This is a genomic window from Rhizobium sp. CSW-27, from assembly GCF_018760785.1.
Classification (GTDB): domain Bacteria; phylum Pseudomonadota; class Alphaproteobacteria; order Rhizobiales; family Rhizobiaceae; genus Neorhizobium.
Window position 1 is genome coordinate 13,676 of sequence record NZ_JAHHZO010000014.1, and the last position, 21,026, is coordinate 34,701.

Annotated in this window: 17 protein-coding genes; 8 read left to right on the forward strand and 9 right to left on the reverse strand. The window is 65.8% G+C overall.

Annotated elements, in window-relative coordinates; translation table 11 throughout:
• Positions 1-24 precede the first annotated feature (24 nt).
• The 4 genes from KLP42_RS21360 to KLP42_RS21375 are packed head-to-tail and all read right to left on the reverse strand — an operon-like array spanning position 25 to position 6,899.
• Positions 25-2,091 (reverse strand): hypothetical protein, encoded by a 2,067-nt coding sequence (locus tag KLP42_RS21360; protein WP_215569238.1) that lies wholly within the window; start codon positions 2,089-2,091, stop codon positions 25-27.
• A gap of 11 nt (positions 2,092-2,102) precedes the next feature.
• On the reverse strand, positions 2,103-4,928 hold the full coding sequence (locus tag KLP42_RS21365; RefSeq protein WP_215569240.1) for a DUF4159 domain-containing protein: 2,826 nt from the start codon (positions 4,926-4,928) through the stop codon (positions 2,103-2,105).
• On the reverse strand, positions 4,928-5,842 hold the full coding sequence (locus tag KLP42_RS21370; protein WP_215569242.1) for a DUF58 domain-containing protein: 915 nt from the start codon (positions 5,840-5,842) through the stop codon (positions 4,928-4,930). Before KLP42_RS21370 ends, KLP42_RS21365 begins: the two co-directional genes overlap by 1 nt.
• Before the next feature lie 43 nt (positions 5,843-5,885).
• Positions 5,886-6,899, reverse strand: a complete 1,014-nt coding sequence (locus KLP42_RS21375; protein ID WP_215569244.1) for an AAA family ATPase — start codon at positions 6,897-6,899, stop codon at positions 5,886-5,888.
• Positions 6,900-7,068: 169 nt separating this feature from the next.
• On the opposite strand from KLP42_RS21375, the gene KLP42_RS21380 reads away from it, so the two are divergent.
• From KLP42_RS21380 to KLP42_RS21390, 3 genes are read left to right on the forward strand one after another with little or no spacing between them, the layout of a single operon-like run.
• Complete coding sequence (locus KLP42_RS21380; protein ID WP_215569455.1) at positions 7,069-7,692, forward strand: DUF1285 domain-containing protein; 624 nt, start codon at positions 7,069-7,071, stop codon at positions 7,690-7,692.
• Positions 7,689-8,336, forward strand: a complete 648-nt coding sequence (locus KLP42_RS21385) for a CoA pyrophosphatase (RefSeq protein WP_215569246.1) — start codon at positions 7,689-7,691, stop codon at positions 8,334-8,336. Before KLP42_RS21380 ends, KLP42_RS21385 begins: the two co-directional genes overlap by 4 nt.
• Positions 8,333-9,598 (forward strand): CCA tRNA nucleotidyltransferase, encoded by a 1,266-nt coding sequence (locus KLP42_RS21390; protein WP_215569248.1) that lies wholly within the window; start codon positions 8,333-8,335, stop codon positions 9,596-9,598. The genes KLP42_RS21385 and KLP42_RS21390 overlap by 4 nt, the downstream gene beginning before the upstream one ends.
• Before the next feature lie 123 nt (positions 9,599-9,721).
• Here the strand turns inward: KLP42_RS21390 and KLP42_RS21395 are convergent, their stop codons facing one another.
• From KLP42_RS21395 to hemF, 3 genes are all read right to left on the reverse strand, one after another.
• The gene (locus KLP42_RS21395; RefSeq protein WP_215569250.1) at positions 9,722-9,916 is read right to left on the reverse strand and encodes a DUF1059 domain-containing protein; all 195 of its coding nucleotides are present in this window, start codon (positions 9,914-9,916) and stop codon (positions 9,722-9,724) included.
• Between the two features lie 256 nt (positions 9,917-10,172).
• Positions 10,173-10,442: a hypothetical protein gene (locus KLP42_RS21400; protein WP_215569252.1), complete on the reverse strand. Its 270-nt coding sequence runs from the start codon at positions 10,440-10,442 to the stop codon at positions 10,173-10,175.
• Between the two features lie 183 nt (positions 10,443-10,625).
• Positions 10,626-11,540 carry an oxygen-dependent coproporphyrinogen oxidase gene (gene hemF, locus KLP42_RS21405; RefSeq protein WP_215569254.1) on the reverse strand — a complete coding sequence of 305 codons (915 nt, stop codon included), beginning with the start codon at positions 11,538-11,540 and terminating at the stop codon, positions 10,626-10,628.
• A gap of 228 nt (positions 11,541-11,768) precedes the next feature.
• On the opposite strand from hemF, the gene KLP42_RS21410 reads away from it, so the two are divergent.
• Positions 11,769-12,032 carry a hypothetical protein gene (locus tag KLP42_RS21410; RefSeq protein ID WP_215569256.1) on the forward strand — a complete coding sequence of 88 codons (264 nt, stop codon included), beginning with the start codon at positions 11,769-11,771 and terminating at the stop codon, positions 12,030-12,032.
• 137 nt (positions 12,033-12,169) lie between these two features.
• Positions 12,170-13,129 (forward strand): flagellin N-terminal helical domain-containing protein, encoded by a 960-nt coding sequence (locus KLP42_RS21415; RefSeq protein ID WP_215569258.1) that lies wholly within the window; start codon positions 12,170-12,172, stop codon positions 13,127-13,129.
• A 309-nt stretch (positions 13,130-13,438) separates the two neighbouring features.
• Here the strand turns inward: KLP42_RS21415 and KLP42_RS21420 are convergent, their stop codons facing one another.
• Positions 13,439-14,956 (reverse strand): hypothetical protein, encoded by a 1,518-nt coding sequence (locus KLP42_RS21420; RefSeq protein ID WP_215569260.1) that lies wholly within the window; start codon positions 14,954-14,956, stop codon positions 13,439-13,441.
• Between the two features lie 84 nt (positions 14,957-15,040).
• Positions 15,041-15,517, reverse strand: a complete 477-nt coding sequence (locus KLP42_RS21425; RefSeq protein ID WP_215569262.1) for a tRNA (cytidine(34)-2'-O)-methyltransferase — start codon at positions 15,515-15,517, stop codon at positions 15,041-15,043.
• A 368-nt stretch (positions 15,518-15,885) separates the two neighbouring features.
• Here KLP42_RS21425 and KLP42_RS21430 point away from each other — a divergent pair, with 368 nt between their 5' ends.
• From KLP42_RS21430 to KLP42_RS21440, 3 genes are all read left to right on the forward strand, one after another.
• Positions 15,886-17,745, forward strand: coding sequence for an ABC transporter ATP-binding protein (locus KLP42_RS21430; RefSeq protein ID WP_215569264.1), 1,860 nt, complete (start codon positions 15,886-15,888; stop codon positions 17,743-17,745).
• 128 nt (positions 17,746-17,873) lie between these two features.
• Positions 17,874-19,013 (forward strand): nucleotidyl cyclase domain-containing protein, encoded by a 1,140-nt coding sequence (locus KLP42_RS21435; protein ID WP_215569272.1) that lies wholly within the window; start codon positions 17,874-17,876, stop codon positions 19,011-19,013.
• A gap of 147 nt (positions 19,014-19,160) precedes the next feature.
• Positions 19,161-21,023 carry an ABC transporter ATP-binding protein gene (locus tag KLP42_RS21440; protein WP_215569274.1) on the forward strand — a complete coding sequence of 621 codons (1,863 nt, stop codon included), beginning with the start codon at positions 19,161-19,163 and terminating at the stop codon, positions 21,021-21,023.
• Positions 21,024-21,026: the final 3 nt, after the last annotated feature.

Consider the following 21,026-nt stretch of genomic DNA (forward strand, 5'->3'; position numbering starts at 1 on the left):
GGAGCGGTTCTCACCCGCAGTGCTTCAGCGTCCCTCGCGCCACCACATGGCCGAAATGGCGGCAAGAAGGGCAGCAAGCCCCGCGAAGCCGGCAAACAGCGGCAGGGTATCGATGCCCTTCAGCACCGTTTCGTCCGTCATGCGGATGACCATGCGGCTGGAGTCGTTGATGCGCACCTCGCCGCGCACCGGCAGAAGATCCGGCAGACGGATGGCATTGCCGCTTTCCACGCGGGCAACCAGCCCCCGGGTCCTGGCCGCATAGGGGGCAAGCGTGGCGGTGGTGGAAATCATCGCCTTGAACTCCGGCGCATCCACCGCCCCGATGTGCACCAGCGTCGAAAACTGGCCGTTGCGCACCTCGAAAAGGCCGGTTTCGTCCATCCGCTGTTCGATGCGGTAGAGGCCGGGGCCGGCAGCGGTGAAGGGCACCTGTTCGGTGCGGCCGGAGGGATAGCGGATGGTGGCGGGGCCGGGGTCGTCGCCGATGGTCTGGCGTGTCGCCTCGAGTGTGCGGCCGACGGCGCGCGCCGTCAGCGCCTCTTCCTCCAGTTCGGGCTCCTTCATCAGCCAGTGGGCGATGCGGCGATAGAGCGCCACATGCGGGCCGCCGCCTTCGAAGCCACGCGCCCAGAGCCAGCCCTGGTCGGAGAGGAACATGGCGACGCGGCCCTGACCCTGCCGGTTGAGGATCAGCAGCGGCCGCCCGCCATCGCCCTGCATCACGGTTTCGCCGCGGGCGGGGCCGACATCGATGGTGCGGAACCAGCGGCCCCAGGCCGGCGGTTCGTTGCCCGAACCGTCGAGACCGCGGGTGACGGGGTGCTTCCTGCCGAGTTCGGAGAGGCGAGGGAAGAAGCCGGCCTGATGCACGTCGCCCGTGGGGGCGGCCGGCAGCACGGTGGAGAGCGGCGTCGAGGCAATGGAATCGGGCCCGGCATGCTCGGGGCCGGCTGCAATCAGCAGCGCACCGCCATTTTCAACATACTGCGCGATATAGTCGTAATAGAGAATCGGCAGCACGCCGCGATGCTGGTAACGGTCGAAGATGATCAGGTCGAAATCGTTGATCTTCTCGACGAACAGTTCGCGGGTGGGAAAGGCGATCAGCGACAATTCGTTGATCGGCGTGCCGTCCTGCTTTTCCGGCGGGCGCAGAATGGTGAAGTGGACGAGATCCACCGAGGCATCGGATTTGAGAAGATTGCGCCAGGCGCGCTCGCCCGCATGCGGTTCGCCCGACACCAGCAGCACGCGCAGGTTCTGGCGGATGCCGTCGATGATGTGAACGGCGCGGTTGTTGGCGGTCGTGACTTCGCCCGGCAGTTCCGCCACCGAAAATTCCATGATGTTGTTGCCGCCGCGCGGCACGGTGAAGCGGAAGGGCGTCGGCGCGCCGGGTGTCGCCTGCAGGGTGGCGATCACTTCCCCATTCATGCGCACCGTCACGGTTGCAGCGCCGCCCGGGGCGCGGCCATCGTCGAACACGCGCAGCGTCATGTCCTGTTCCTCGCCGACGATGCCGAAGCGGGGCGCTCGCACCACCTCCACCCGCCGGTCGAATTCATCGGCGCGCCCGGTGATCAGGCCATGGATCGGCGCGTTGAAGCCAAGCTCGTGGTTGATGCCCGGCAGGTCGTGGATCTGGCCGTCGGTGATGAAGATGGCCGCGCCGATACGGCTCGGCGGCACGTCGGAAATCGCCGAGGTGAGGGCGGAAAACAGCCGCGTCGCCGGCGTGTCCGAAACGGGATCGTTCTCCACCTCGACGATGCGCGGTTCGATGCGCGGAAACCGGCCGAGGCGTTCGCGCAGGTCGGCGAGTGCCGCGTCGGTCTGGGCCCGTCGTTCGGCCGTATCCTGGCTCTGCGAGCGATCGACGATCACCGGAACGATGGTGGCAAGCGGTTCGCGCTCTTCCTGCGTCAGCGTGGGGTTGGAAAGTGCCAGCAGCAGGGCGGCAAGCGCCAGCGCCCGAAGCGTGGCGCCGCGCAAGCCCCGCCAAAGGGAAAGGGCCACCAGCAGCACGGCCACGAGACCAAGCGCCGCCAGCAGCGGCCAGGGCAGGAAGGGAGCGAACTGGATATCCATCGGCCGCGCTCCTACTGTCCAAGCCGTTCAAGAAGGGCCGGCACATGCACCTGATCGGTCTTGTAGTTACCGGTCAGCATATACATCATGATGTTGACGCCGGCCCGATACGCATATTCGCGCTGCATTTCGTCCGGCGGAACGGTGGGCAACACCGGCGCGCCATTGGCATCGATCGCCCAGGCGCCTGCAAAATCATTGCCGGTGATCAGGATCGGTGTCACGCCATCGCCCGTGGAGGAGAGGTCGCTGCCGGAATTGCGCGAATCCTGACGCGCCTCCACCCAGAGCGGACTGCCGGCATAGCGGCCGGGAAAGCTGGAAAGCAGGTAGAATGTGCGCGTCAGCACATGGTTTTCCGGCGTCGGCTCCAGCGGCGGAATGTCGATATTGGCAAGGATTTCCTGCAGGCGCCGGCTGTTGGCGCTGGTGCCGCCGCCGGCATCGATTGCCGTGTACTGGTCGCGCGTGTCGAACAGCACGGTGCCGCCATTGCGCATGTAGGCATCGATGCGGGAGATCGCCGCCTGGGTCGGCATCGGCGCCGTAGCCGAGATCGGCCAGTAGATGATCGGATAGAAGGACAGTTCGTCCCTGGAAATATCGAGGCCGACCGGCGCGCCGGGCTCCAGCGTGGTGCGATAGGTGAGGAACTGGCTGAGCCCCTCCAGGCCCTGTTCGGACAGCCGGTCGACATCCGCTTCGCCGGTTACGACATAGGCGAGATGCGTCGTGTCCAGCCGCTCCAGCGCCTGCTCGTCGCCGGGCCGGGCATCCTGCCCCGGCGCCTGGGCGCGGCTTTCGCCCGGAAAGAGCCCGAGCGGCAGCAGGGCGACGAGGAGCAGGGCGGCGGTGGAGCGTGCGGCGCGCGGCAGGCGCGAGAAGCCGCCGTTCATCACCAGCACGATCAGGCTGTCGAGCAGAAGCAGAAGGAAGGCCAGCGTGAACAGGGCAGGGCGCAGCGACCAGGCTTCGCGACCGATCAGGCTGGCCCGCGAGACCGACAGCGTGTCGGCGGCCGAAAGATCGATCGGGTTCAACTGCGTGCCGGGCGACAGCAGGTTGACGGCGGTGAAGCCGTCCTCGCTGCCGTAGAGGCCGGGCGGATGATCGAGGCTTGCAATCACCGGCTGGCCGGGGTCGATGGTGATCGGCTTTGCTGTGCCGGTTTCGGTGGTCAGCACGCCATCGGCATTCAGCAGGCGAAACGGCGGCAGCACGGCCTCGCCCTGTGCGCCTTCGGTCGCGGTCGCAGCTCCGCCGGCCCGCGACATCTGCACCAGGCGGCGCAGCATCTCGACGAAGGTGCCGGAGATCGGCAGGTTCGACCAGGTGGCCTCGGCACTCACATGGAAGAGGACGATGCGGCCGTTATTGACCTGCCGCGTGGTGACGAGCGGCGTGCCATCGGCCAGGCTCGCCCAGGTCCGTTCCGCCAGATCCGGCGTCGGTTCGGCAAGAACCTGCCGGTTGACGCGCACGTCCTCTGCAGGCGGCATGCCGGCAAACGGGCCGAAATTCGGGAAATCCGCCAGCGGCTGCGGTTCGGCCCAGGAAAGCGCGCCGCCGAGCGTCCGCTCGCCGCGCCGCAGGATGACCGGCACCAGCGGGTCGTCGGTCGGTGCGGCGGCAAGGCGCGGCCCGGCAAAGCGGATCAGCGTGCCGCCGCGGGCAATCCACTGCTGCAGCGGTTCATAGGTTTCCGCCGGCAGGCGGCCGATATCGGCCATGATGATGGCGGAAGGGTTCTGCTGCAGGATCTCCGGCAGCGAGGCGGAGAGATCGGCGCCGCGCGGCTCGATCAGGTCGGCATAGGGCTGCAGGGCACGGCTGATATAGTAGAGCGGCAGCAGCAGCGGCTGCAGGTCGTTGCCGCTGTCGCCGGCCAGAAGCGCGACGCGCCGTCGCTTGAAGCCGTCATCCAGGAGGTGGGCCGCCCCGGCCGTCGCCTTGCCGTCGATGGCAATGCGGGCGAAATCGTTGCGCAGTTCGAAGGGCGCCTGGATGTCGGCGCGCGCCGTCGCCGCGCCGGCGGCAAAGTTCAACTGCGCCGAGGCCAGCGAGCGGCCCTGCTGGTCAAGCGCGTCGAGCGTATAGCTTGCGGGCAGGTCGCGCGCCAGGCGGGCGGCCGTCACGCTCATCGAGCCGGCATTGTTGGCGGCCTCCGTCACGGCGACGGCACCGGCGCCATCGCCCGTGATCACGCGCAGTTCGGCGGGCGAAAGGCTGGAGATTTCCGACATCATGGCTCCATCGTCCGGCGTCGAGACACCGTCCGACACAAATGCGACGGTACCGGGGCGCACGCCGTTCAGAGCCTCGCCCACTGCCTCGCCGGCCAGCGCCCGCTGCGGAACGAGCGGTTTCGGGCGGGCGGCGCGCAGCTTTTCCCTGGCGGCCGTGGCGGTGCCCGGCACGGCATCATGGGTCGGGTCGGCGGTGAAGACGATGGAGACCGGCAGGTCAGCCTGTTCGGCATCGCCGATCAGCATGTCGGTGGTTTCCACCCGCCGTTCCCAGTCGGGCGCGGCCGACCAGCTGTTGTCCATGATCACCACCAGCGGTCCGCCGGCAGACAGCGAACTGTTGCGCGGATTGACCACCGGATCGGCGATCGCGAAAATCACCGCTGCCGCGAGCAGCATGCGCAGCAGCGTCAGCCACCAGGGGCTCTTTGCCGGCGTTTCCTGCCGCTTCAGCACCGTGGCCAGAATGGCCAGCGGCGGAAACACCTCCGCCTTCGGGCGTGGCGGTGTGAGGCGCAGCAGCCACCAGATGGCCGGAAGCGCAATGAGTGCGAACAGGATGGCGGGACTGGCAAAGGCAAGCAAACCCATCAGCGCGCCCCCGAAAGCTGCGGCGGATTGCCGGACAGATGCCCATGCAGGGCGGCAAGCGCCTCGGAGGCCAGATGGTCGGTCCGATGGAAGACGAAGCTCCAGCCCATGCGCCGCAGCGACTGGCCGAGATGATCGCGCCGCGCCAGATAGGCGCGCTGGTAATCCTCGCGCAGCGTCTCGGCGCGTCCGGAGACCAGCTTTTCGCCGGTTTCGGGGTCGGTGAATTCGGTCCGGCCGCTATAGGGGAAAATTTCCTCCGCCGGATCGGCAATCTCCACCACATGGCCGCGCAGGTTGCGGCGGGCCAGCGGCGCTATGCGTTCCATGATCCGGTCTGCATCGTCGAGGAAGTCGCCGATCAGCACGATGTCGCTGGCGCCACGGATCATCTGCGTGTCCGGCATGCCCTCCTGCAGCGGCGAGAGGATGATGGCGCTGGCCAGCCGCTCGGCGGCATTGCGAGCCGCCACCGGCTCCATGACGCCGGGGCAGCCGATGCGCTCGCCCGAACGTGCCAGGATTTCCGCCAGCGCCAGCATCAGCACCAGCGCGCGGCTTTCCTTCGACACGCTGCCGAGGGTGGATTTGTACATCATGGAAGGCGACATGTCGGCCCACAGCCACACGGTATGCGCCGCCTCCCATTCGCGGTCGCGGACATAGGTATGGTCGTCGCGCGCGGAGCGGCGCCAGTCGATGCGCGACAGGCTTTCGCCTTCGCTATAGGGGCGGAACTGCCAGAAATTCTCGCCGATGCCGCGCTTGCGGCGTCCGTGCCAGCCGGCAATCACCGTATTGGCGATGCGGCGCGCCTCGACCATGCAATCGGGCACGAGGATGGCACGCTGTCTTGCGCGTGCCAGAACTTCGCTGCCGGGTGTCTGCGGAACGATCTGGCCGATGGATGCCACGCGATCACTCTTGCTCCTGTTGCCTCACGTCAGGCCCGGCCGGTCAGCCGCGCGCCTGCTTCACCAGACCCGCGATCACGTCGCGAACGGTCATGCCTTCCGCGCGGGCGGAGAAGGTCAGCGCCATGCGGTGCTGCAGCACCGGTTCGGCCAGTGCATGCACGTCGTCCAGCGAGGGCGCCAGCCGTCCCTCGTAAAGCGCACGCGCACGGGCGCACAGCATCAGCGCCTGGCCGGCGCGCGGGCCGGGGCCCCAGGCCACATGCCGGTCTGTCATCGTGTTGCCCTGGCCGGGGCGGGCGGAGCGCACCAGCGCGAGGATCGCATCCACCACCGTGTCGCTGACCGGCATCTGGCGGATCAGCGCCTGGATGTCCTGCAGGCGCGCCGCATCGATCACGCCCTTCGCCTTTGCTTCAGAAAGGCCTGTGGTTTCGAGCAGGATCCGTCGCTCTGCCTCCAGTTCCGGGTAGAGCACATCCACCTGCAGCAGGAAGCGGTCGAGCTGCGCTTCCGGCAGCGGATAGGTGCCTTCCTGTTCCAGTGGGTTCTGGGTGGCGAGCACGTGGAAGGGGGCCGGCAGGTCATAGCGCTGGCCGGCAACCGTGATGTGATATTCCTGCATGGACTGCAGCAGCGCCGACTGCGTGCGCGGCGAGGCGCGGTTGATCTCGTCTGCCATCAGAAGCTGGGCAAAGACCGGACCCTTGACGAAACGGAACGAGCGGCGGCCGGTCTCGTCCTGGTCCATCACCTCGGTGCCGAGAATATCCGACGGCATCAGGTCCGGCGTGAACTGGATGCGGCTCGCATCGAGGCCGAGCACGGTGCCGAGCGTCGAGACCAGCTTGGTCTTGGCAAGACCCGGAACGCCGACCAGCAGCGCATGACCGCCGGACAGGACCGCGATCAGCGTGTTTTCCACCACGTTCTCCTGGCCGAAGATCACCTTGGAAACCTCGGAGCGGATGCCGGCAATGTCGGAGAGCGCCTGTTCGGCGGCGGCCACGATCGCCTTCTCGTCGAGGGGAGTATCGGTGGAAGTCATCAGGCCCATGCTGCTCTCCATCAGGCTCTCATGCCCGCAAGCGCCGGGCCGGGGAATCATCGCGGTTGCACGATCTGTCCATACTAACCAACTTATTCGCGCGGTGGCGGCTGACAAGAACGTTATGAATGACTATCTCGTGAGAGAGGACGCATAAACCGGAAGCGTGACTGAAATTATGGCAGGCGAGACATTTCATGCGGCCGGCGATGCCGCGGGCCTTGCGGCGATGATTGCCCGCGCCGCCGAGCAGACCGGCGGCAAGGCGCGCGGCCTGCCCCCGGTGGAACGCTGGAATCCGCCCTTCTGCGGCGATCTGGACATGGAAATCCGCGCTGACGGCACCTGGTTCTATCTCGGCACGCCGATCGGCCGGCCGGCGCTGGTGCGGCTGTTTTCCACCGTTCTGCGCAAGGATGAGGACGGGCGCACCTATCTCGTCACGCCTGTGGAAAAAGTCGGCATCCGGGTCGAGGACGCGCCGTTCCTTGCTGTGGAGATGACGGTCTCCCGGCGCGATGCCGCTCCGGTGTTGACGTTTCGCACCAATGTCGGCGATCTCGTGGAGGCCGGGCCGGACCATCCGCTGCGTTTCGTGACGCAAGGCGAGGAGGGGCGGCTGAAGCCCTATCTCCTGGTGCGCGGCCGGCTGGAAGCGCTCGTCTCGCGCGCCGTTATGTATGATCTCATCGCCGAGGGCGAGATCGTTGCGGTCGACGGGCGGGCGATGTTTGCCCTGCGCTCGGGCGGCGCGATCTTTCCCGTCATGCCCGCCGATGAACTGGACCGTCTGTCGCAATGACCGAGCTTCTCCTCAATCCGGCCTTCTATTCCGCCGAAGAGTTTCGCCGCCGCGCCGGCCACCAGAACGGCGGGCCGATCGAGCTTGCCTCCGGGGAACATGGCGATCACCTGCTGAACCCCGGCATCCTCACCCATGTGCAGGGGTTGACGCTGAAGGATGCGGCGGTGCTGGTGCCGGTGGTCGACGACGCGGACGGCGCCAAGGTGATCCTCACCCAGCGTACCGCCTCGCTGCGCAAGCATTCCGGCCAGATCGCCTTTCCGGGCGGTGGCGTCGATCCGGAGGATGGCAGCGTCGAGATGGCAGCGCTGCGGGAGGCGGAGGAGGAGATCGGTCTCGCGCGCCACTTCGTCGAACCTGTCGGACGCCTGCCGGATTATTACGCCGCGACCGGCTTCCGCATCACGCCGGTTCTGTCGGTGGTGCAGCGCGGGTTCGAACTGAAGCCCAATCCCGGCGAGGTGGCGCATGTCTTCGAGGTGCCGCTCGCCTTTCTGATGGACCCGGCCAACCATGAGACCGGCAGCCGCGAATGGAACGGCACGTTGCGCCATTTCTACCGCATGCCCTATGGCGACTGGAACATCTGGGGCATTACCGCAGGCATTCTGCGCACGCTATATGAAAGGTTGTATGCATGACGAGCCTTGCCGGCCAGCACTGGCTGACCGATCCGGCCACGCAGCGGGTCTTCTCGCTTCTTAATGCGGATGGCGGCGAAGGCCGCGTCGTGGGCGGCGCGGTTCGCAATGCGTTGATGGGACACCCGATCAGCGACGTGGATTTCGCCACCACCAACCTGCCGCAGGTGGTGATGGACAGGGCAAGGGCCGCCGGCATCAAGGCGGTGCCGACCGGCATCGACCATGGCACGGTGACGCTGGTGGTGGATGGTCGCCCCTTCGAGGTGACGACGCTGCGCCGCGACGTGGAAACCGATGGACGCCGTGCCGCCGTTGCCTTCGGCTCCGACTGGCAGGTGGATGCCGAGCGGCGGGATTTCACCATCAATGCGCTCTATGCGACGGCGGATGGCGCGGTGATCGATCTGGTCGGCGGTCTTGCGGACATTGAAAGCAGGACGCTGCGGTTCATCGGCGATGCCGCCGCCCGCATTGCCGAGGATTATCTGCGCGTGCTGCGCTTCTTCCGCTTCTTTGCCTGGTATGGCGCCGGCCGGCCTGATGCCGAGGGGCTGAAGGCCTCGGCGCGCGCCAGGGACAAGCTCTCCACGCTGTCGGCGGAGCGCATCTGGACGGAAATGAAGAAGATGCTTTCCGCTCCGGACCCGTCGCGCGCGCTTTTGTGGATGCGTACCTCCGGCGTGCTGGGCGCGGTGCTGCCGGAAAGCGAAAAATGGGGCATCGATGCCATTCACGGACTCGTCGCCACGGAGCAGGCGCTTGGCTGGACGCCCGATCCGCTGCTCAGGCTTGCCGCGATCGTGCCGCCGGATGTGGAACGGCTGGCGGGGCTGGCGCGTCGCTGGCGCCTGTCGAATGCCGCAGCTGAACGGCTGGCGCATTGGGCTGGCGCCCCGGAACCGGCGGCGGACCTTGCCCATACGACGCTCGACCGGATGCTTTATCGGAAGGGCAAGGCAGGTCTTCTGATGCGGCTGAAGCTTGCACTTGCGGGTGCGCGGCGGGCGGCCGAGGGCAGCAGCGAGGCGATGGCGAAAGCGGCGAAGCTCGCGGCGCTTCTGGCTCGCGCCGAAGCGTTCTCCAAACCCGTCTTCCCGCTGAATGGCGCCGATGTGATGGCGCTCGGCATCAGCCCGGGCCCCCGCATCGGAGAACTGCTGCAGGAACTCGAGGACCTGTGGATCGAACGCAACTTCGCGCTGGACCGGACAGCTCTCGCCGCCCGGCTGAAGGAGAAGGTCGAGGGCGGATCGCCCTGACGGCAGCGGTTGATCGCGCCGGATGAACCGCGCCGGTGAGCCGTTCCGGAGCGGGGCGGCGATTGACCGCCCGCCACGCCGGTCCCGCCATGGCGGCACGACGCCTGCCGGCGGACACCCCGCTCAGGCGGAGAGCCTGGCCGGGTTTTCGTTGCGGATGCGCGCCTTGATGTTTTCGATCATGTTCTCGCGGATCACCGTCTCGCCGTGCACGGTGCGCATGTGTTCCACTGCGCGGCGGACCACTTCGGCGTCTTCCTCGGCGCGGGTATGCCATTCGCATCCCGGAACCAGCGTGCCGCATTCGAAAAGTCTCATGGCTTCCTCCATTGGACGTGACTGCCGGGCGGGAAGCCCGCCACGGCCTGGCGTCAAAACGGAAAGCGGCGCCTCACGTTCCATCACTTCGGGTGATTGTCGCCGTCCACGGCATCAGGCGGCCCGTTGAAGACCGCCTGTACAGACTGCCGGAACGGCGGGAGCGTAAGCGAGGCTAGCCGGAACATGCAGATGAAAGCCGCATGTTCCGGTCCATTCCCGCGCCATGCGCGTGGCGAAGCGCCTGCGGCCCTGCCTATTCGGAAAGCGCCCAGGCATGGAAGACCGACGGATGGGCTTCGCCCGCCCGCTTCTTCCAGGGTGTCGTTTCCGGCGCGGGGGCTGCAGCGCTTGTCCTGCGTCCGGCGAGCTGCCCACGAACCTGCGCCACATAGAATGAATGCGGCAGATCCGTGTCGCTGCGGGCGCGAAGCTCGGCGGCCATGCGGTCGATCATTTCGGCAGTGTCGAGATTGCGGGCGTCTTCGGCCTTCTGGGGTACTGCTACGCTCTTTGATGTGATCATGACGATCCTCCTCCGATGCAGTCCTGCCACGTCTGGCAGAAACAGCATGAAGGGACTGTCGTATTTGTCAATTCCCGAATGTACGGGCAACGCAGGTTTGATGTGTTTTGTCGCAGGTGCAACCGGCGGCAGGCCCCTAATAGGCGGCTCGCCCTCCCGATTGCCGCTGCCGGACGGCGGCCCTCAGGGCCAGCGCACCATCGGCGGCAGCGAAGAGAGGATGGATTCCACATTGCCGCCCGTCTTCAGCCCGAAGATGGTGCCGCGGTCGTAGAGCAGGTTGAACTCCACATAGCGACCGCGCCGCACCAGTTGTTCCTCGCGGTCGGCCTCGGTCCAGGGCGTGTTGAAATTGGCGCGCACGAGTTGCGGATAGATGGCGCGGAAGGCTCGGCCGACCTCCTGCACGAAGGCAAAGTTGGCCTCCCAGCCGCCTTTTTCCGCCTGCGGATAGAGCCAGTCGAAGAAGATTCCGCCGATGCCGCGCGCTTCGTTGCGGTGCTTGAGGAAGAAATAATCGTCGCACCACGCCTTGTAGCGGTCATAGTCGGCGACCCCGGCATGGCTGCGACAGCACGCTTCCATCGCCCGATGAAAGGCCTGCGTATCGGGATCGTCCTGCGTGCGGCGGCGCTCCAGCACCGGCGTCAGGTCGGCGCCGCCGCCGAACCACTGGCTGGAGGTCACCACCATGCGGGTGTTCATGTGCACGGCCGGCACATTGGGATTGACGGGATGAGCGATCAGCGAAATGCCGGAAGCCCAGAAACGCGGGTCATCGGAGGCGCCCGGCATCTGCCTGCGGAATTCCTCGGAAAACTCGCCATGCACGGTGGAGGTATGGACGCCGACCTTCTCGAACACGCGGCCGTTCATCATCGACATGCGGCCGCCGCCGCCACGGCCGTCCTCGCGCAGCCAGTCCTTCGGCTGGAAGCGCCCGGGTGCGCGGTCCGACAGAGGGCCGGTCAACGCGTCCTCCAGCGCCTCGAAATCGGCACAGATGCCGTCGCGCAGGGTCTCGAACCAGAGGCGCGCCTGCTCTTTCTTCTCCTCGATGCCGTCCGGCAGGCCGGCGGGAATCTGCGGTCTTTCCATGGCGGTCTTGCCTCCCTTGGTCACGGCGGCGCGCGGCTTTCCGCCTGCATCCTGTCATCCTGCGACTTACCCGCCCGTGTGGCCGGAGGCAACCCGTGCAAATGCCGCGGCAGGGGGAGCGTTGGCAGCCCTTGCGTCCGCATCGAGCCTGGCCGCTGCGATCCGCCGCAAGAATCGACTCGCAATATGCAGCCTGTCAGCTTAACCTCGGCACGAGAGGGGGAGCGCATGGCGAAATTCACATCCCCGCCGCTCGACGGCTTGAAGCGCAGGATCAACCGGCATCGCGAGCAGGTCTCCGCCCGGCGTGACCAGCAGGGCCATTTCATCCGTGAAACCTATTGTCTCACCCGCGAGGAGGCACGCCAGAAGGCACGCGAATGGTTCGATGCCTTTCCCAAGGCTGCCTACTGGACCGAGGTGGAAAGCTGGCGCCCGCTGGAGGGTGACCGCATCGAGTTCACCATGCGTCGTCTGCCCACCGCCGACTAGGAGCGGATATTTGCTATTTTGCGTATGCTAAAATTCTAAGTTTCCGTTAAACGCGACTGCAAGACCTCTTGCCTTATCCGTAGCAGGCATCGGGAACCAGCAGGGTTCCGGGATGACGAACGGATAGCGGAGATCTGATGTTTTCCACCTCTCTCAACCCCACAGCATCGTCGGCGCTGTCGTTGCTCGGCGGCACGAGCCGGGCCGTGAACGAAACAGCGACGCGCGTCGCATCCGGTCGCGAGGTGCAGAAGGCCGCCGACAACGCCGCCTACTGGTCCATCGCCACCACGATGAAGTCCAGCAACCTGTCGCTGTCGAGCGCGGAGGATGCGCAGGCCTTTTCCGCCGCCATCGCCGACACGGCCTCCGTCGGCATGCAGGCAGCTACCGACATCATGGCGGAAATCCAGTCCAAGCTGATCCTGGCGAAAAGCCCCGGCGTCGACAAGGATGTGGTCAACAAGGAGATCAGCCAGCTGAAGGAGCAGTTGACGACGGTGGTCGACAGCAGTTCCTTCAACGGTCAGAACTGGCTGAAGACGGGCGCCGGCGAGACGCCGACGGTGCAGTCCATGGTCGGCTCCGTCACCAGCAACCAGGGTGGCGATGTCGAGATCAACATGATCGATTTCGACAAGGGCAAGTCGACCCTCGTTGCAGAGGGCGATGCGGCAGACGGCGTGCTGACCCGCTCCTATTCCGGCACATCTCAGGCTGGCAGTTCCTACGATTACTATCTGCTCGATGCAGGCTCCGCCACGCCGAACGGGGCGGGGGCACGCGAAATCGCCGTGTCCTCGACGACGACCAACGACGAGATCGACGGCATGCTCTCCGCGCTCAACAGCATGATGTCGCAGATGGTCGACGGCGGCGCGGAGATCGGCTCCACCAGCAGCCGCATCGCCTCCAATACCGATTTCCTGCAGACGCTGCAGGATGTCACCAGCATCGGCATCGGTCGCCTGGTGGATGCCGACATGGAGGAGGAGGCGGTGCGCCTGTCCTCGCAAGCGGCGCAGCAGCAGTTGCAGACGATCAGCCTCAACATCGCCAATGCGTCGATGAGCCGTTCGCTGATGCTGTTTGCCTGAGGTCCGGCGCGGTCGGCCGTTGCGCCGGCCGGGTGGGGGATGAGCGGAGGTGGTGGGCCGGCTGCGTTCGGCACTGGACCGGAACCGCGCCGCGCCGTCCGCCCTGTCCAGACAAGCACTTCAGGACGATGACGTGCGGAACTGTCCCCTTGTCGGTGCCGCGCCGTCCGTCCGAAGGAAAGTGCCGATGGCTTCCGCCGCCATCGGCACTTTTACGTTTTTAGGTGCTGGAACGACGCCTTGCGGTGCCGGAACCTGCACAAATGCAGGCCCCGCCCGCGACGCCCTTCCGGTTCCACGTCCCGCGCTTCAGGTCTTGCGGCCGCGGCCGTTCTTGCGCGGGGCGGCGCGACCGGCCGGCTTGGCGGCGCTCGGTGCGGCGGGGGCAGGGCTTTCCTCTGCCGGTTCCGCCAGCATCTCCGCCACCGGGGCGGGTGCTTCAGCAATGGCAGTTTCTTCTGCCTCTGCCTCTGCCTCGACCGGTTCCGGGTTGGCAACGGGGGCCGCGTCGAGGGCCGGCGTCTCCGTCAGCGTTTCGGCCGCGGGCGCTGCTTCGGCTTCCGGTTCGAGCTCTGCTGGCGCCGCGGAGGGGGCATCTGCCCCGGTTTCATCGAGCGGCGCGGCGGCAGAAGCCTCCTCCAACGCCTCGACCTGGGCGACCGCCTGCTCTTGCGTCGCCACATCGGCTTCGAGGCTGCTCAGCGCCGGCTCTTCCGAAGCTGTCATCGCAGTCATCTCGACCGGCGCCTCGTCCACCGGTTCCGGTGCGAGCGCCGGCTCGTCTGCTGCCGCAGGCTGGTCAAGCGTCACCATCACCGGTTCTGCCGGCGCTGCGAGCGTCAATGGTATCGGTGCGACGCTGGCCTCGATCTGCGGTCTTGCTTCAACCGGCGTCTGACCGGCGATCCTGCGGATCACCTGCGTCACCGGCAGATGGTTCGGCAGTTCGGTATTGGTGTGATGCCCCGCCTGCGGCACGATCTCGTCGGTGTCGATGCTGTGGCGGGAATTGATCTCGCCGAACCAGTCCCATTCGCCCATCACGTCGATGATGTTGCGGAACGGGCGCGGCATGGCGATGCGGGCGCTGAGCGTGATGATCCGCAGGGTCTTTGCCAGGGCCTGGGCCGTTGTCATGTCGGAATGGGCGATCGCGTAGAGCGCCTCCGAGATCACCAGATTGCCCTTGGAATGGCCGACGACCAGGTTGAAGGACAGGCGCGGATCGGTGAGCAGGGCCTTGACCGTCTGCATGTCCAGGCTCGCCTCCAGCAGCTTTTCCGTGCTGAGCTTGGGCGCCACGCCGAATTGCGGGCGGCCGAAGAATTCGTCCAGCCGCTCGAAGGTGTGGCGGAAACCGTTGAGATAGCCGAACAGGAAATGACCGCCCAGGGCCTCCGTCACCACGTCCGCCAGGCCATAACCGGAAACGACCACGGCCACCGGCTTGTCGAGCGCGTCGGCAATGTTGCGGGCGAGTGCTGCCGAGCCGAGGGCGGAGCTGCCGACACCGGCCACCGCGAGCGTATCGACCCTGACGCCGCCGCCGAAGACGAAGTCGTCGATCGTATCGCAGAGGGTCAGCGGCTGGCCGCCGGTCGGATGCACGATCAGGATCGCTCCCTCGGCTGCCAGACAACTGCTGATATAGAAGGCCTCCTCGGTGGAAATCGACTTCACGTCGTAGAAGAGCGAATCCAGCGTCGTGTTGCGCTGCCGAAAGCCCTCAAGGGTGAGGTTGCGCAGCGGGGAGTGCTGCACCCGCTCCGGAAGGCTCAGAGTCCTGGCAAACTGGGTGATGCTGTGGGTGAATGCGGTCGGGAACATGCGTGTCTCTCCAAGGCTGGCGACTGTTCATTATGAGCATTCTCTGTAACAGCCTCTCACAATCCGGCCCCGTCGCCAATACCACTACGAGATGTGGTTCCCGCTCCAGGCAATTTGCCGCATGGCTTCTCCGGCAATCATGGCGGCCGAGACGGCGACATTGATCGACCGCTGCCCTTCCATCATCGGAATGATGATCCGATGATCGGCCGTTTCGTGCACCGGATCGGGAACGCCGGCGCTTTCCCGGCCAAACAGCAGAATGTCGCCCGCCGCAAAGCGGAAATCCGTGTAGCGCTCTGCAGCCTTTGTGGAGGCAAGCACGAGGCGGCGGCCTTGCGTCCGTCGCCAGGCATCGAATTCTTGCCAGTTGACGTGGCGTGTCATGGTGACGCTTGCCAGATAATCCATGCCGGCACGCCGCAGGTTCTTGTCCGACAGGACGAAGCCTGCCGGCTCGATGATGTCCACCGCCATGCCGAGGCAGGCGGCGAGCCTCAGAATGGTGCCGGTATTGCCGGGAATGTCCGGCTGGTAAAGGGCGATGCGCAGTTGGGTCATGGTCTTCCGCTTGGGGGGGATTGCGGGCCTCGTCCACAGGCCGTGTCACGCAGGTGTCACAGCCTCCGGAACATCCGAGGCCGTCACGGATTCCGGCTTTTCAAGCCCGGACTTTGCTGCTACAGGCATTTCATCTTCAACGCCAGCCAAAGGAGGCAGACATGGACATGACCGTGATGATTCGCCTCCCGAGCCGTTTCCGTCGAGTTCCGGCCTGAGGCGTAGCGGTTTCCGCAAGTCTTCTCCCCCATCTCAGCCTTCGCGGCCGTAAAGCGGCCTCGCCCTTTGAATTTCGTCGTGGCTCGACCATTTGATCATGCGCCAGCGGTGCGCGGGGTCGCGACCCATCCGATTGACGGAGCCAATTCATGTTTGCCTGGTTCGAATCCCGTGTGAACCCCTATCCCGCCGGCGAGCCGCAATTGCCGCCCAAGGGGCTCGTGCCCTTCTGCTGGTACTATACCAAGCCCGTCTGGCCGTGGCTTCTGGTGCTCGGCCTTTGCTCCATGGGCATCGCGGTCATCGAGGTCTTCCTCTACCAGTTCCTCGGCAACATCGTCGACTGGCTGAGCCATGCCGACCCGGCCACCTTCCTGCAGCAGGAAGGCGGCCGCCTGATCGGCATGGCGGCGCTGCTGCTCGTCGGCCTGCCGCTGTTCGGGCTGTTCCATACGCTGACCATGCACCAGGTGCTGGCCGGCAGCTTCCCGATGATCGCCCGCTGGCAGATGCACCGCTTCCTGCTGCGTCACTCGATGAGTTTCTTCGCCAACGAGTTTGCCGGCCGCGTCTCCACCAAGGTGATGCAGACGGCGCTTGCGGTGCGCGATGCGGCAATGAAGATCATCGACGTCTTCGTCTATGCGGTCAGCTTCTTCATCTCCATGCTGGCGCTGGTCGCGGCCATCGACTGGCGGCTCGGCATTCCGCTGCTGGTCTGGCTGATCATCTATCTACTGATCCTGCGGCATTTCATTCCCAAGCTGCGCACGCTCTCCAGCGAGCAGGCCGATGCCCGTTCGCTGATGACCGGCCGCATCGTCGACAGCTACACCAACATCGCGACGGTCAAGCTCTTCTCGCATGCGGGCCGGGAGGAAAGCTATGCCAAGGACGGCATGGACCAGTTCCTCGGCACGGTGCACCGGCAGATGCGCCAGATCACGCTGCTCAACATTGCCGTCGACTTCAACAATGTGCTGGTGCAGTTTGCGGTTGCGGCTCTCGGCATCTGGTTCTGGCTGGGCGGCAGCGTCAGCATCGGCGCGCTGGCGGTGGCGATCGGCCTGTCCATGCGTGTCAACGGCATGTCCAACTGGATCATGTGGGAGGTTGCCGCCCTCTTCGAAAGCATTGGCACGGTCTATGACGGCATGGGAATGATGACCAAGCCGCACGACATCACCGACAGGCCGGCCGCCCGGGCGCTTGCCGCGCCGAAGGGCGAGATCGTCTATGACGATGTGCGCTTCCACTACGGCAAGCAGAAGGGTGTCATCGACGATTTCTCGCTGACCATCAAGGCCGGCGAAAAGGTCGGACTCGTCGGCCGCTCGGGCGCCGGCAAGACAACGCTGATGAACCTGCTTCTGCGTTTCTACGACGTGGAAAAGGGCCGCATCCTGATCGACGGCCAGGACATTTCGGAGGTCTCGCAGGACAGCCTGCGCGCGCTGGTCGGCGTGGTGACGCAGGATACCTCGCTGCTGCACCGCTCGATCCGCGACAACATCGCCTATGGCCGTCCGGAGGCGAGCGATGCGGAGGTGATCGAGGCGGCCAAGCGCGCGAATGCCTGGGACTTCATCCAGGGGTTGGCAGACCAGCAGGGCCGTGTCGGGCTTGATGCGCATGTGGGTGAGCGCGGCGTGAAACTGTCGGGCGGCCAGCGGCAGCGCATCGCGATTGCCCGCGTCTTCCTGAAGGACGCACCGATCCTGATCCTGGACGAGGCGACTTCCGCGCTCGATTCCGAAGTCGAAGCGGCGATCCAGGAAAGCCTGTTCAAGCTGATCGAGAACAAGACGGTGATCGCGATCGCCCACCGTCTCTCGACGCTGACGCAGATGGACCGGCTGATCGTGCTCGACAAGGGACGCATCGTCGAACAGGGTACGCACAGCCAACTGGTCGGCCATGGCGGCATCTATGCCGATCTGTGGAACCGCCAGTCCGGCGGCTTCCTGGCCGACCAGGCGACACAGGAGGCGGAAGAGGCGGCGGAGTAACCGTCGCCTTCGATTTTTCGACGAAACGATCAAAGACGCACCGGCGGTCGCATTTTAGCGAATGCCTTCAATCTCCCGGAACGGTTTTCAGCGTAGTCTGCTGCATGCTGGTCTGGGAGACTGCCGCAATGCCGATGATCCCGCAGATGCCGCCAGAGGCGCCAGACACCGGCCATCAGGCCGTGACACTGCTGACGCGCCTTGGCCTTGACCTCACGCCTGCCAATTTCGAACTGATGACGCTGCTGCTGGATGGGCAGAACGGCGACCTGCGTCAGGCTTTCGCCGGTCTGAAGCGTCCGATCCTGGCCGAGGAATGGGACGCGCTGGCCCGCCGGTTCCTGCCGCAGCATTTCGTGCCACACGCCGACCTCGTGACGGGGCTCGCCCTGCTGCAGGCGCTGGGCAACGTTCGGGCGGCTCTCGTCACGACCGAAACGGGACTGGCCGAGCAGGGGCGCGCCATCGAGAAGGGCAGGGCGCTGCTGGCCGCCAGCGCCGATATGTCCGGCGCCCAGCTTGCCCATGTGGCGGCACGGATCGCACAGGCGAATGCCCGTGCCTGCGACCTCACGAAAGAGCTTCTCGCCGTGCTCGCCGATTGGAAGGAGACACACCCGCTCGGCCAGCCTGAGAAGGGGCATGATGCACGCGCCTTTCCTCCCGCAGGCGAGGCCACAGCGCGGGAGCCGTCGCCCGTGGCATCCGCCTCGCCGGCGCCGGTCGTGCTGCATGGCCTTGCCGAACGCGCCGTGCTGATGGGGCGCCTGCAGGACCTGCATACCGGCGGGCAGAAGCTGGACGGCTCCAGCCTGATGCTGTGCCATCTGAAGGGCCTCGACGGCTATCGCGGGCCGGACATGCTGAAGGCGCGCGATTTCGTGCTCGATACACTCGGCCAGCAGACGCAGCGGCTGATGGGCGAGGGCGATCTGGCCTGCTGGATGTCTCCGGAGGAACTGGGCCTGCTGCTGGATGCCAACAACGACCTGATGCTGACCGACATCAGCCAGAAGCTGCGGCGTATCGTGGCGGGATCGGTGAACCATGCCCGCCGGAATGTTCCCAACCTGCCGGAGCTTCGCTGTCACATCGGCTGCGCCAGTGCCTTCGGTCCCGTCTCGCCCGGCCAGCTCTACAGCAGTGCCAAACTGGCTCTGCAGCGGGCCGAGTTTGCCGGCGACGACCGGCTGGTCATCAACGACCTGTCCGGGCCGTTGAAGGTCGACCGGCGCTATGACGCGCTCTATGGACGGCGGATGCAGTAGCAGCGGGCTTCGTGTGTGGCGGTCGGGCGCCTGCGGGCGCAACCCGGGCCGGCATTCCCGCCAAGTGTCAACCGTTCGCTGAAGATTGCCAAGATTTAACGCGGAGCCAGCCTTGTTGCGCCCGCGAAAGAGCCTATACCCAAGGGCATGATCGACGCCCTGTTCCGCTTCTTCGAAACCCGTATCGACCCGTTTGCTTCCCGGCAGGATCTGCGCCCGCCGAACGGCACGATCGCCTTCATCTGGTTCTACGTGCGCCAGGCGAAGGCCCCCTTCTTCGCCATGCTGGTGCTGGGCGGCCTGACGGCAGCCATCGAGGCGGCGCTCTTCTGGTTCGTCGGCCGGCTCGTCGATATCCTTGCCTCGGTCGACCGGGCGGCCGGCTGGTCCGGCCTGCTGGCCGCGCATGGCTGGGAACTTGCCGGCATGCTGGTGCTGATCGGCCTCGTCCGCTTTCTCGTCACCATGGCGACCGCCCTCATCGACCAGCAGGTGATCACGCCGGGCTTCTACAATCTGGTACGCTGGCAGTCCTACCAGCACGTGGCGCGCCAGTCGATTTCCTTCTTCCAAAACGATTTTGCCGGCCGAATCGTCACCAAGGTCTGGTCCGGCGGCCAGGCGGCCGGCGATCTGGTGACCTCGCTGATGGAAAGTGTCTGGTTCGTCGCGATCTACTCCATCTCCATGCTGGCGCTGATCGGCGGGCTGGACTGGCGCCTCGCCCTCGTCGTCCTCGTCTGGGTCGTCATCTTCTCCTTCCTCGCCCGCTTCTTCGTGCCGCGCATCCGCTACCATTCGCGCGAGACGGCGGAGGCAGCCTCGATGCTGAGTGGCCGCATGGTGGATGCCTACAGCAACATCCAGACGCTGCGGCTCTTCGGCCGCGACGATGTCAACGACCGCTACATGCGGGAAGGGTTCGACATCTTCCAGTCGGCCACCATGATGTTCACTCGCTTCATCACCGGGGTCAGGGCCTCGCTGGCCCTCTTGTCCGGCGTGATGATCACCACCATGGCGGCGCTCTGCATCCATCTGTGGCTGTCCGGACGCATCAGCGCAGGCGCCGTGGCCTTCACGCTCGCGCTGGTGCTGCGGCTGAACTTCCTGCTCGGCCGGCTGATGACGCAGTTCAACGGCATCATGCGCAATTACGGCACCGTGCAGAACGCGGCCGAACTGATCTCGCAGCCTATTGGCCTGACGGACAGGCCGAATGCACCGGCGCTGACCATCCGCGTGCCGGAAATCCGTTTCGAGGATGTCAGCTTTCACTACGGCCGCGACAAGGGCGTCATCGATCATCTGTCGCTCACCATCCGGCCCGGCGAAAAGGTGGGCATCGTCGGACGTTCGGGTGCCGGCAAGTCAACGCTCGTCAATCTATTGCTGCGCTTCCACGATGTGGAAGGCGGCCATATCCTCATCGATGGCCAGGATATCGCCGCCGTCACGCAGGAATCGCTGCGCGCCCAGATCGGCATGGTCACGCAGGACACCTCGCTGCTGCATCGCTCGATCCGCGACAACATCCTGTTCGGCCGTCAGGATGCCACCGATGCGCAACTGCTGCTGGCCGCGCAGCGGGCCGAGGCGGATGGCTTCATCAACACGCTGGAAGACCAGCGCGGTCGCAAGGGATTCGACGCGCATGTGGGCGAACGCGGCGTGAAACTTTCCGGTGGGCAACGCCAGCGCATAGCGATCGCCCGGGTGATGCTGAAGGATGCACCGATCCTGGTGCTCGACGAGGCGACATCGGCCCTCGATTCGGAGGTGGAGGCGGCGATCCAGTCCAACCTCGACGCGTTGATGCAGGGCAAGACGGTGCTCGCCATCGCCCACCGCCTCTCCACCATCGCGGCTCTCGACCGGCTGATCGTGATGGACCGGGGCCGCATCGTGGAACAGGGCACCCATACCGAACTGGTCGCCTCCGGCGGGCTTTATTCGGAGCTCTGGTCGCGCCAGTCCCGCGGCTTCATCGCGGTGGAGGAGACTGCCTGACCC